Raw genomic sequence first — 11,617 nt, forward strand, 5'->3', positions numbered from 1 at the left:
TCGATGCCGACCTGCAGCGGCTCCGTCGTGGTGCTGGCGTGGCCGAGCCGCTCGACCCGCACGCGGAAACTCCCGGCGGCCGGTGCGGTCAGGTGGTACACGCCGGCCGCGTCCGTGAGGATGGCGGTGAGCGCTCGCCCCGCGGGCTCGAGCAGGCTCACGAATGCCCCGGCCACCGGCAGGCCGGTGTCCTGGTCGGTCACCCTGCCCTGGACGCGCTGTGCGGTCGCGTCAGACGCACTGATCAGGACGGCGGCGAACAGCAGGCAGGCGATGCGGATGCGGAGCATACGCGCCTTCGTGCTCGGGGAGGAGGAGGATCCCTGAAACATGCCGCAGCGCGTGTGGTGGCGCCATGGCGCGGGGTCGACGCGAATGCCTCCGGACTGTGCCATGCCCCGGCAATCCGGCCGGAACGAAAGGGACGCCCCGCCCCAACATGATTGCATCCGGGGGAGGCCGGTTGAATACTCGTCCGCCGCGCCTGTCACTCGCCCGCGGCTCCCTCTGCAGGACCATCTCATGACAGTGGCCGTTGCGACCCTGCTCGCTCTGGCCGGGTCGTCCGTGTTCCAGGGCGCTGCGCTGCCGCAGCCGCGCGCCGCGACTCCCCCCGTTGCCGTGTACGACGCGCTGCGCGCGCCCGGCACTCTCCCCAACCGGTCGCACGAGCCGCGCACCGTCGAGGTCGAGATCACCGCCGCACCGGTGCAGGTCTCACTCATCGATGGTGCGACCACAGAGGCGTGGGCGTACAACGGCGCGGTGCCGGGACCGACACTGGATGTGCGCGAGGGCGATCGGGTCGTCGTCCGCTTCCGCAACGCGCTGCCGGAGGAAACGACCGTGCACTGGCACGGGCTGCACGTTCCGTTTGCCATGGATGGCAGCCCGTTCCATCCGGTTGCGGCGGGTGCGGAGGCCACGTTCGAGTTCACGGTGCCGTACGGCAGTGCCGGCACGTACTGGTACCACCCGCATCCACACCACCGCACGCGCTACCAGGTGGCCAAAGGGCTGTACGGTGCGCTCGTCGTGCGTGCCGCGGACGATCCGCTCGCGGGGATCGAGGAAAAGCTGATCATCCTGTCCGACGCGCGCTTCCTGCCGGACGCATCCGTCGACCTGCCGGCGCGCACCACGCCGCAGGGCCGCATCGACTTCGAGAACGGCTGGGAAGGCGACGTCCTGTTCGTCAACGCCCAGCGTGCGCCGAGCATCGAGGTGCGGGCAGGCACGGTGCAGCGCTGGCGCATCATCAACGCGTCAGCCGCGCGCGTGTACCGCCTCGCGATTCCCGGCCACCGCCTGCTGCACGTCGGCAGCGACGGCGGCCTCTTCGAGCATCCCGTCGAAACCGACGATATCCTGCTCGCGAGCTCGGAGCGCGCGGAAGTGCTCGTGCGTGCGACGGGCGCGCCGGGCGACGTCGCAACCCTGCAGTCGCTTCCGTACGACCGCTACATCCCGCAGACGCGACCGCCCGGCTGGGAACAGACACGCGACCTGCTCACGATCCGCTACACGGACGAGCCCGCTGCATCGCCTGCTGCCTTGCCAACCACACTGCGCAGGATCGAGTGGCTCGACACAACGCAGGTCGCCACAACGCGCACGATCGCCATGACGCAGGGCTTCCTCAACGGTCGCGTCATGGACCTCGCCCGCGTGGACGAGCAGGCGACGCTGGGCGCCACGGAGATCTGGCGCCTCGAGAACCTCGTCGGCATGGACCACCCGTTCCACCTGCACGGCTTCCAGTTCCAGGTGCTCGACCGCAACGGTGTGCCCGTCGATCAGCCGCGCTGGGAGGACACCGTGAACGTGCCGAAGCACGAGACCGTCCGCTTCGTCGTGCGCTTCACCGATTTCGCGGGCAAGTGGATGTTCCACTGCCACATCCTCGATCACGAGGAGAACGGCATGATGGGCATACTCGAAGTGCGCTGAGGAGGAAACCATGGTGCGCGATCCGGTCCGTCTGCTCCGACCGCTGTCGCTGGTCATGCTGGTGGTGGCGCTGGGCGCGTTCGCTGCGCGGCCGCACGGGGGGGTCGGGCTTCGTGCGGGGGCGAGCGACGATGATGCGGCCCGACGGGATGCGGATCCTGACGCGGCGGACCGCGAGGGTGCGATGCACCGGCATGATGCCAGCGAGATCCTGCGCGGGCGTGTGCTCGTGATCGAGCACGCGTGCAGCGGCTGCCACGGCGGCACGCTCGACCCTGCGGACGAGAAGTGGATGGTCGGCATGACCAGCCCGGACCTGGAGTTCCGCATCGGACCGTGCGCCATGGATCCGGACGCGACGCCCTGCTTCCGCACGCGCCCGCGCAACCTCACCCCGGACAACACCACCGGCATCGGTCGCTTCAGTGAGCGCCAGATCTTCAACGCGCTGCGCTACGGGCTCCGCCCCGGGGAAACGGCGGACGTCGAGATCACGTCGAGTGTGCCCGGTGTCGGCAACTTCCCGGAGGATCCGAAGTACCTCGCGCCGCCGATGCCCTGGCCCGCATGGCGACACATGCCCGACGAGGACCTGTGGGCGATCGCCGCGTATCTCAAGCACGCCGTGAAGCCCGTCGCTCATCGCGTGGCCGACAGCGAGGGGCCGCCGGACTTCTGGGCGAGCGAGTACACCGAAGAGAAGATGGGCGCGTACCCTGCACCGCCCTTCCCGACGGCACAGGAAGTCGAGCCGCCCGCGGCGCAGCGCGCGCTGGTGCTGCGCGGCCGGCAGGCGGTGCTGCAGCACGCCTGCGGCGACTGCCACGGCGGGTGGGTCAACCCCGCCTCGGAGCGCTGGCTCAGTGGCGCACGTGAAGGAGAGGCTCCCTTCCCCGTCGGCGCATGCGTCGCCGACCCGAAGGCGACGCCCTGCTTCGCAACCTATCCGCGAAACCTCACGCCGCACGGCACCAGCGGCATCGGCCCCTACAGCGAGCAGCAGCTCTTCAATGCGCTCCGGTTCGGACTCAGGCCGAAGTTCGCCCCCGACGGCGTGATCGGCAGCGACACCGCGTTCCCCGCAGAGCCGCACTTCCTCGCGCCATCGATGCCATGGGCTGCCTGGCGCCACATGAGCGACGACGACCTGCGCGCCATCGCGGCGTACCTGAAGCACGGCCTCAGGCCGGTGGAGAACCTGCCGCCCGCGAGCGACGAGCCGGCCGACTTCTGGGCCAGCGAATCGACGCCGGAGAAGACGGGACCGTATCCCGCGCCGCCGTTCCCGACAGAGCGGGAGGTGAGGCCGGAGGGATCGTGAAGACGTGCCCCGGCTCCGGCTGGGGGGCGTCGCCTGTAATGAGCGCAGAGATGCAGTCCACAACGTTACGGTCCGGGAGGAGCTGATGATGGCAGTTGGCAAGGCGATCAGGAGGATTCCGGTCGCTGGTCGTATCTACTCGATGGCGCGCCGCTGGTTGAGGTACAGGAGCGACCAGGGCAGACGCGAGTTCAGGAACTTCTCCGACTTCGTACACGCGCTGGAACACAAGGGCCCGGGCGCAATGGAGCTGGAAACGTTCGATGGCCTGCGCATTACGGTCCGTCGAAACCAGTGGGACGCGCGCATCGTCCGGGAAATCTTCGTGGACCAGCCGTACGTGCGTCACGTGGTCGTCCCGGGCAAACCGGTCGTGGTGGACATCGGCGGATACATCGGCGACTTCACGCTGTTTGCCGCCAAGCGGCTGGACGCCAGCCGTGTGATCGTTTACGAACCGACACCGGAGAACTTCGAGATCCTCCTGAGGAACGTCACGAACAACGGGTTCCTCGAGCGCGTCGAGGCCGTCAACAAGGCCGTCAGCAATTCGCCGGAGATCACGCTGAACGTGGAGCAGAAGGTACATGCGGAGATTCACGCGTCGGCATACTGGTACGAGGGCATGTCGCAACGAAAGGTCGCCGCAGCCACGCTTGCCGAGATCGTCGAGGAGCACCACCTCGACAGGATCGACCTGCTCAAGATCGACTGTGAAGGCGGTGAGTACGACATCATTCCGGACGCAGACGAGTCGATTCTTCGGCGGGTGTCCAACATCGTCTTCGAGTTTCACCGCTTCCCCGGATACGAGGCTCGGCTCCAACGCGTCCTGCAGCGGTTGACTCTCAGCGGCTTCAGCCTGACGACGAGCGGGCACATCGTGTCGGCGACACGCGCCTGAGGCCCTGGCCTCTGCGGTTCAGCTCGCACCGCGCCCGACGATGGCGCCCCCGATGTTGCTGATGAAGTCACCGGCGGAGGTGCGCATCGTGAAGCCGCCGGTCACGTCGGAGAGGTCCGCGTTGTTCAGGTTGACGCCCCAGCTCCAGTAGCTGAAGTGGAGCTCGCTGCCCTCGACTTCGATCGGCGAGACCAGGGAGGCGGCGTGCCTGCCGAACAGCACCTGCCCCTGCGAGAAGTAGCTCATCTGCCCGACCAGGATCACATCGACGTCCGGGGCAGCACCGATGGCGGTCACGATACTGTTCGCCGAGTCTCCTGCGGAAAAGCGCACCACGTCGACGGAGCTGTAGATCCCGGTGTCCTCCAGGAAGGTGACGTACTCGCTGTCGGTAACCGGCGCGGACGCGCCGTAGTCGTCCATCGGCCCCTCGAAATCGACCAGGTCGTTGCCGTAGTCGCGCAGCGCGGCCAGCATGATCCAGTCGGCGTGCTTGTACGCGAGCTCGCTGCCGTTGTGATCCTCCGCCCATTCCCGGGCGTACTTCGGCAGATCGAAGCTCATGAGGTTGTTGTACGCGGGGAAACCGCCGCTGACGTCGACGCTCAGCGCACGCAGTGATGCCTTGCCCGTGTCGTACAGCGCCGTCGCGTAGCGTGCGACGGTGAACGGCGAGCGTCGCAGCATCAGGTTCAGGTACGCCGCGGGTCCGCACCAGCCGTAGCTCCCCTGGTACAGCAGGTGCGGGCGGGTGATCAGCTCCGAGAGCCGACCGGCGAAGTCCGCCGGTTTGCAGTGCCACTTCTCCGCCGGCGCGGCTTCGAGCCATTCGCGTACGTGCGTTCGCGCGCTCTCGCGATCGGCCTCGTCGGCGGGCGTCTGTCCGGTGAGCAGCGCCGCGATCTGCATCACCACTGTCTGTAACCCGTTCACAGTGTCACCGTCCGCTGTTCGGTTTCTGATTCCCGCCCGGCGCCTGTCTGCGGGATCTGCTCGCGCGCCGGGATCCGCTCCGCAAGCACGCTCGACGCCCGGCGCACGCGCGCCAGCGGGTCGGGCGGCGTGCCGATCACGGTGGCGCGCACGCGCTCGTGCCGTACCAGTGCGCGTCGCTCGCTGCGCGGACGCAGCAGCAGCCTGCCTTCCAGCACACGCTGTGGCCGCGCGCCCGGCCGCTTCACGCGCCCGTAGCGATCGGGCAGTCGCACGGCCCTGTCATCGGCATCGTCCGGTGTCGCCGCGGCGAGGAACGTGAGGCGTGCCTCGTCGCGTCGCGTTGCGCCGTCGATGATGGCAACGACCAGCGTGTTCGCGCCTTCGATCAGCTCCTCGAGCCGCACGGCCGCGCGCAGCACGAGCGCGCCGTCGGAATCGGCGTGGCCATCGAAGACGCGGGCGATGTCGCTGGGCAGTGCAGCGCGTCCGCTGGGGAGTGCACCGCGTCCGATGGGGAGCAACCCGCCCTTCGCACCGGCAATCGAGCCCGCCGTGTCCGTGCGACCGTTGCCCGCGTAGTCGCGGCGTCCTGCCAGACTGTCACGCCCACTGCGCCGCCCGCGCATGTGCCCACCTGCACCTTTGGCGTTGCCGTCCCGCCGCGCCTGCCGCTCCAGCGTGGACCAGTGCGGCGCCAGCGCATTGCGTGACAGTGTCTCGGCCGCAATGCGGGAACCGAGTGCCGGCGGGACGCGCACCGTCGTCGCCGGCGCGATCTCCTGCACTGCGAAGCGTTCGGGCGGGAGCGGCTCACCGTTCAGGAACACGTGCACGCGACGCGGGCGTCGCGCACCGTCCTCGCCGAGGAAGCTGCGCGGCACGCCGCGCAGCACCACGTGCAGCTCGAGGTCGTCCTCGACGAGCTGCAGCGGGCGTGGCGAGACGACATCGACGGATCGGGGCCGCGGCGCCATGTCGTCGACGTCGCCTGCCATGACCAGCCCTTCCGATTCCAGCGACGTCCGCTCGTCCTCCAGCGCCGCGAGCTGCAATTCCACCGTGAATGCATCGGCGAGCCGTTCTGCCGCCTGCTGCACCAGCGTCTCGAAGCTGCTCCATGTTTCAATCGCCTCGCGCAGCGCGGCCAGGAACTGCTGCAGCGGGAGCTCGATGCGCCCGAGCGAGATCTCATGACTCGCGGTCTCGTTCACCATGATGAAGCCGGTCGGGTTGGCGAGGCTCACGCCAACCCAGCGCGGCGCCGGGTACGTCCAGCTGGCGGTGAACGACAGCGGCAGCGAGGGATTGTCGCCGCCGAACAGCGCCTCGACGCCTTCCGTCATCCGGTTCAGCAGCAGGTTGGCGAGCTGCGGCTGCAGCGGTCGGGCCGGGTCGAGGGCGCGGACGTCGTCCAGCAGGTCCTCCGCGCCGGCGGCCGTTGCCGTGACCACGTCGAGCACGGGGTCGAGCAGCGCCGAGTCGAGCGCCGCACGCAGCGCACTGCGCATCGACTGGCGGATCCCCGCGCGCGCGGATGCCGGCGCCAGCGTCGTATAGACGACGTTCTCGAACAGCAGCGCATCGGCGGGTGCGAGTGCCAGGTCCGTGAGTGCGTCCTTGAGCCGTGAGCGACCGGCAGATCCGCTGATCGCGCCGAGAGCGTCCTGCAAAGCGTCCAGCGCCTGGTCGAACAGCGCCTGCACCTCGGCGACCAGCTCACCGATCGCTGCTGCCAGCTCGAGCAGACGCGCCTGCAGCTCCGCCAGTCCCACGCGCAGCTCGTCGATCCATTCGACGACCTGCTGGCGGGCGGCCTCGAGCAGTTCCTGCAATTCCTCGACGATCAGCTCGGCAATGCGCAGCAGGATGCGCTGCGCGAACGCCGCGAAACGCTCGACTGCGATGCCGGTCAGCTCCTGCGCGAGCGACTGCAGGCGCGGCAGGTTGGGGATGAAGAAGGAATCGCCGAGCTGCTCCAGGAAGTCCGCCTGCGCGTCCAGCGGCAGCGGCTCGATCACCTCGTACAGGAGCTGACGCACGCGTGCGCGCGTCGCGTCGGGCAGCGGGCCGAACACCTCTGCGCCGACCAGCAGCGACTCGCGCAGCAGGTCGGCCAGGTCTTCCGTCGAAAGGCCGACGTTCGGCTGCGCAGCCAGCGCAGTGACCAGACCGTTCGGCGCATCGACCTGGCCGGCCAGGTCGGTGAGAATGGTCGCGAGCTGCTCCTGCGCCTTTGCCATGACCAGGTCGGTCGTGACGACCAGGCTCCGACCGATCACGCGCAGCAGCACCGCGGACAGCGCTTCCGTGAGCTGGTCGCGGCTGATGCCGGTGGTCTGCCACTGCAGTGCGGCATCGAATGCGGTGTCGGTCGCGAACAGGATCGACGGTGCGAACACCTCGTCGAAGTACGTGCGCACGTCGGGCTGCGGTGCCAGGTACGCGACGAGTGCAGGCAGCAGCTGCGCCTCGAGCTTCTGGTGCGCGAACTGCTTGAGCCCCGCATTCAGTGCCGCCAGGGTGGCCCGGTCGTCGAGCCGGCCTGCACTGTCGGTCCGGATGGAGCCCAGGCTGATCAGCAGCAGCCGCGCGACGTCGTTGCGCGCGTCGGCGATCTGCCCCTGGAACAGCGACAGGAACTCGTCGACCGCCGGCACGCGTGCACGCAGCGGGTCGAGCACGGTGTCCTGCACCAGGAACTCGATCAGGTGCTCGCGCTTCAGTGTGTTGCCCGGATCTGTTGCGCCGGCAGCGACCAGGCGCTGCCGAATGTGCTGTTTCAGCTGCGGATGCGGCTGCGTTGCGAGCGGTCCCTCGAACGATGCGTGCGCCGTCTGCGGCTGCAGGCCGATGATGCTCACGGAGCCCGCAGCACGCGCGACGCGCTCCGCCGCGACGAGGCCGAGCTGCGTCGCCGCCCACAGCACGGCCAGTGACTGGCGCCGGTCCGTCGACAGCGTGCCCCCCTCCAGGTCGAGCGCGAGCGACAGCGCTTCCGTCAGCACGCCGTTCCAGTAATCGACGGTTTCCGGCGTCGGCATGAACGGCGATGGCGGCAGCGCCTCCAGCTTCGCCGCGAGCGCGCGCCGGCGCGGTCCGCTGGCGTTCCATTCGGAGGCGCTGACGCCGAGCAGCCGCGTCGCCAGCCACGCGCGCAGGTCATCGAGCGCGAGCTGCACCAGGGAGGCAAGCAGGAAGCGCTGGCACTCCTCGAGCACGACCTGGCTGCAGCGCAGCGCGAGGGCCTGTGCGCCGGCGGCGTCGCGCGGGACGTCGTTCGTCGCCAGGTACTCGCCCAGCTCGAACGACAGCCGCAGCGCGCACTTGCTCGCGGGTCGTGCGACGTCGATCAGCAGGCGCGTAGCCGTGTCGTTCGCAGGCACCTGGTCCAGCGCGGCATCGGCCGCCGCATCGACCAGCAGGTCGACCGTGCGCGCGATGTAGCGGCTGAAGCTGTCGAAGCCCGCCTGTACGAATACGCGGTAGCCTGCACCGCCCTTGAGTCCTGCGCCGAGTCCGCACACGATGTTGAAGCCCGGCCGGATGCCCGCCGCCAGGTCCTCGACGGCGGTGCCCGTGACGACCACGTTGGCGTACGCCTGCGCGGTGAGCGCAGCCTTCACGAACAGGCTCGCCTGCAGCGTGATCTCCTCGAGGAACACCTTCAGCAGCTCCGCCGGCAGCCCGCGCATGCGACTGTCACGCTCGACCAGCGCGAGGAAGTCGCCGACGCTCAGGCCCAGTCCCGCGCGCACACCCGCAGCCAGCTCCGCGATCGCCTCCAGCCGCACCGCGAACCCGATCTCGTCGAACAGGTTGAGCGGCAGCTGGATCTGCGCACGCACGCCCGCGTCCGCGCGCAGCTCACCCAGCAGCTCGCCGGCGAGGTATTTCCGGAAGGAGGCATCGAGATGCGCCAGCGCGCCGATGCCGAGCTCGACGTCGAGACCACGCTTCAGCTCACCCTGGCCGCGGAACTTCACCTCTGCGTTACCGCCAACCTGGCCCCACTCGTTCGCGGCACTGCCACCGGCCGCGAAGATCTGGCGATCGAGATCGAGATTTGGCACGGGACGTCCCGGGAGGAGGGAGACTGCGATGCGGCGCTACGGCCCACGATAGGTGCGGGTGACGCCGCGCGGAACAACGTTGGTGCGAACCCGCCAGGCACCGCGCTCCGGCGCGATGCCTGGATGTGACGCCAGGGAAACAACCATGGTGCGAACCCGCCAGGCACCGCGATCATCTGCGATGCCCGGCGGGTCGGCGGTCGTTCAGGATGGCTCTTCCGCGAGCAGCGTGAACGTCACGTCGTGCGAGGCGCTGCCGGTGGCGGCACCATCAGGATCGGCCGTATCCAGGGGCACACCGCTGGCGATGACGAAGCTGTAGACCCCCGGTTCCAGCCATCCGGCGCTGGCGAGCTCCCGCTCGCCGTCGTACCAGCTCTCGTTCACGAACTCCTGCCGCGGCTCGCCCAGGATCAGTATCACGGTGCCTGTCCCGTTGTCGTTGGCCGCGGTGCCCTCGAGCACGTAGTAGACGGGACTGTGCACCTCGAAGCCGAGGAAGATTTCGCTCACTGCCTGCACCTCGGCCTCGGCATCCCCGCCCGAGGCGGTGACCGAGCCCGACAGGTTGGCGCTCGTCGAGGCGCGGTAGAGGAACTCGTCGGTGCCCGGCTCGAACCGCGACGTGTGGACGAGCGTTGCGGAAGCGCGTGATGAGCCCGCCGCAGCCACGACGCTGGTATCACCGTGCAGCTCGTTCTCCTGGGAGACGTCATCCGACGCCTGCCATTCCTCGTTCTCACCATCCCACGCGTTAGCGGTGATGATCCAGGTCGCGAACTGCACGATGACCTCGACGCCCGTCTCTTCCACGAAGACCGTGACGGTGTCCGCCAGCGTCTCCTCGCCTTCCACCATGCGCGCGATGACGAGGACCGTGTCGGGCTCAGCGGGCGCCGTGTACCGGACCGACGCGGTGCCTTCCCCGTCGACCCGCGCCGTGCTGCTGCTGAGGCTGCCTTCACCCTCGAGGACGAGGGCGACGTCCGCCCCGACATAGGCGCCGCGTCCCTTGTTCACCTGCACCTCGAGCTGGAGAACCTCGTCCGTGCCGACCGTCACCTCGTCCTCACCATCCGCAGACAGGCTCAGGCGCGGCACGCCCTCGAAGAAGAGACGGTGGCTCGCCCGGACCAGAACGAGAGGCGGATACGTGACCTCGATCAGGACGTCGCCTTCCGAGCTTCCCTCGCGGAGGTGAGCCTCCGCACTGAACCGTCCGTCGGCATCGGTCTGTCCACCCGGCGGCGTCGTGCTGAGCTGAGCACTGCTGAACGTGATATCTAGGGGAGTGGAGAACGTCGGCTCGCGGCCGCCGATGGACACGCCCGCGCGCACGTCGAGCTGCGCGGTGCCCTCGAGCGTATCGGGCAGCTCCGCTTCGAGGATCACGACCTGGAGACAGAGACGATCGGTCACCGCCTCGAGCCCCAGCGCCGGCTCCAGCTCCGAAAGCGCGTATGCCTCCGCCAGCCCGACGAGTCGCACGATCTCGGACAGCCCGCCGGCGTTGCCACTTTCAGCGCAGGCGTCGTTCAGCCGATCGATCTCCGACCGCAGCGTCGCGGCGGCCGCAGCGGCTGCCGCCGAGACCACGTCGTCCAGCTGCCGGTCCGCCCACGTCTGCACGTACGAGAGCCAGAGGCCGTAGCTGCCCAGCGCCGCTGCGAGCGTTTCCGCGTCCGCCGATTCCAAGCCCGGGCCGATCTCCGCCTCGTACCACGTCCGCAGAATCGTCTCGATCAGGGCCTGGTCGGGGATCTCGTATGCAGCAGCCGCCCGTGCGACTTCCGCAGCGATCGCCTCCTGCGCCGTTTCGGCCGGGCTCGACGCGGGGCCGGCCGCCATGGCCGCGACTTCGGCGGGTGTGCCGTTGCCGGCACCACCGCTGCTGAAGTGGGCCAGCCACACGCGCGCCGTGTCACCGGACACCCGCGCAGGCACCAGGTGCACGTCCTCGTCCTGGTGGCTCAGCCCGACGGCATCGGCGGTGACCGCGCCCGGCGCGACGATCGTCAGCTCGGCCGGCCGTTGAAAGACCAGCCCGTGCGGCTCCAGCGACGCCGCTGCGATCGTCCCGCTCAGCGGCACTCCCTCCAGCGCCGCGAGCGGTGTGACCGTGATCTCGACCGGACCGGGCAGAGCATGCTTCGGCACCGTCAGCGTGTAGCGCGTTCCATCCTTGCCCGTCGCCACGACGACGCCGCCGGAGGTGTCGATCGTCGTGGTGACCGGGACATTGTCCCCGACCACCGCGTTCGGCTCGCGCTCGATCGGCGGCTCGGGCTGCTCCGGATCGGTGATGCCGCCGTTCCCGTCGCCGCAGGACGAAAGGGCCAGGGCAGCGAAGGTGAGTGCGGCCGGCCGCGCACGCAGGGCGCGGCGCAGTCGCGACGGGGCTCGGTATGAAGGATGGCGCATGATTTCTCCTCGCGG

The 11,617-nt window shown here is 69.1% G+C and carries 7 protein-coding genes; 3 read left to right on the plus strand and 4 right to left on the minus strand.

The features are described 5' to 3' along the window. A partial coding sequence (locus VFU06_15145; GenBank protein HEU5210729.1) for a carboxypeptidase-like regulatory domain-containing protein occupies nt 1-290 on the minus strand: 290 nt, incomplete at its 3' end. 232 nt (nt 291-522) lie between these two features. On the opposite strand from VFU06_15145, the gene VFU06_15150 reads away from it, so the two are divergent. The 3 genes from VFU06_15150 (at nt 523) to VFU06_15160 (ending at nt 4,175) form a co-directional block, all read left to right on the plus strand. Continuing rightward, nucleotides 523-1,950 (plus strand): multicopper oxidase family protein, encoded by a 1,428-nt coding sequence (locus tag VFU06_15150; GenBank protein ID HEU5210730.1) that lies wholly within the window; start codon nt 523-525, stop codon nt 1,948-1,950. Between the two features lie 10 nt (nt 1,951-1,960). Beyond that, nucleotides 1,961-3,271 (plus strand): zf-TFIIB domain-containing protein, encoded by a 1,311-nt coding sequence (locus tag VFU06_15155; protein HEU5210731.1) that lies wholly within the window; start codon nt 1,961-1,963, stop codon nt 3,269-3,271. 85 nt (nt 3,272-3,356) lie between these two features. Further along, nucleotides 3,357-4,175 (plus strand): FkbM family methyltransferase, encoded by an 819-nt coding sequence (locus VFU06_15160; GenBank protein HEU5210732.1) that lies wholly within the window; start codon nt 3,357-3,359, stop codon nt 4,173-4,175. An 18-nt stretch (nt 4,176-4,193) separates the two neighbouring features. Here VFU06_15160 and VFU06_15165 read toward each other — a convergent pair whose 3' ends face one another. The 3 genes from VFU06_15165 to VFU06_15175 all read right to left on the minus strand — a co-directional run bounded on the left by VFU06_15165 (nt 4,194) and on the right by VFU06_15175 (nt 11,602). After that, the gene (locus tag VFU06_15165; protein HEU5210733.1) at nt 4,194-5,108 is read right to left on the minus strand and encodes a hypothetical protein; all 915 of its coding nucleotides are present in this window, start codon (nt 5,106-5,108) and stop codon (nt 4,194-4,196) included. Beyond that, nucleotides 5,105-9,181, minus strand: a complete 4,077-nt coding sequence (locus tag VFU06_15170; GenBank protein ID HEU5210734.1) for a hypothetical protein — start codon at nt 9,179-9,181, stop codon at nt 5,105-5,107. The genes VFU06_15165 and VFU06_15170 overlap by 4 nt, the downstream gene beginning before the upstream one ends. A gap of 204 nt (nt 9,182-9,385) precedes the next feature. After that, nucleotides 9,386-11,602, minus strand: a complete 2,217-nt coding sequence (locus tag VFU06_15175) for a hypothetical protein (GenBank protein ID HEU5210735.1) — start codon at nt 11,600-11,602, stop codon at nt 9,386-9,388. Between the last annotated feature and the right edge of the window lie 15 nt (nt 11,603-11,617).

Source organism: Longimicrobiales bacterium (genome assembly GCA_035764935.1).
Lineage (GTDB): Bacteria > Gemmatimonadota > Gemmatimonadetes > Longimicrobiales > RSA9 > DASTYK01.

Coding starts and splice junctions, on each gene's coding strand:
- VFU06_15155 (HEU5210731.1), top strand. CDS start 1,961: ATGGTGCGCGATCCGGTCCGTCTGCTCCGACCGCTGTCGCTGGTCATG.
- VFU06_15160 (HEU5210732.1), top strand. CDS start 3,357: ATGATGGCAGTTGGCAAGGCGATCAGGAGGATTCCGGTCGCTGGTCGT.
- VFU06_15150 (HEU5210730.1), top strand. CDS start 523: ATGACAGTGGCCGTTGCGACCCTGCTCGCTCTGGCCGGGTCGTCCGTG.
- VFU06_15175 (HEU5210735.1), bottom strand. CDS start 11,602: ATGCGCCATCCTTCATACCGAGCCCCGTCGCGACTGCGCCGCGCCCTG.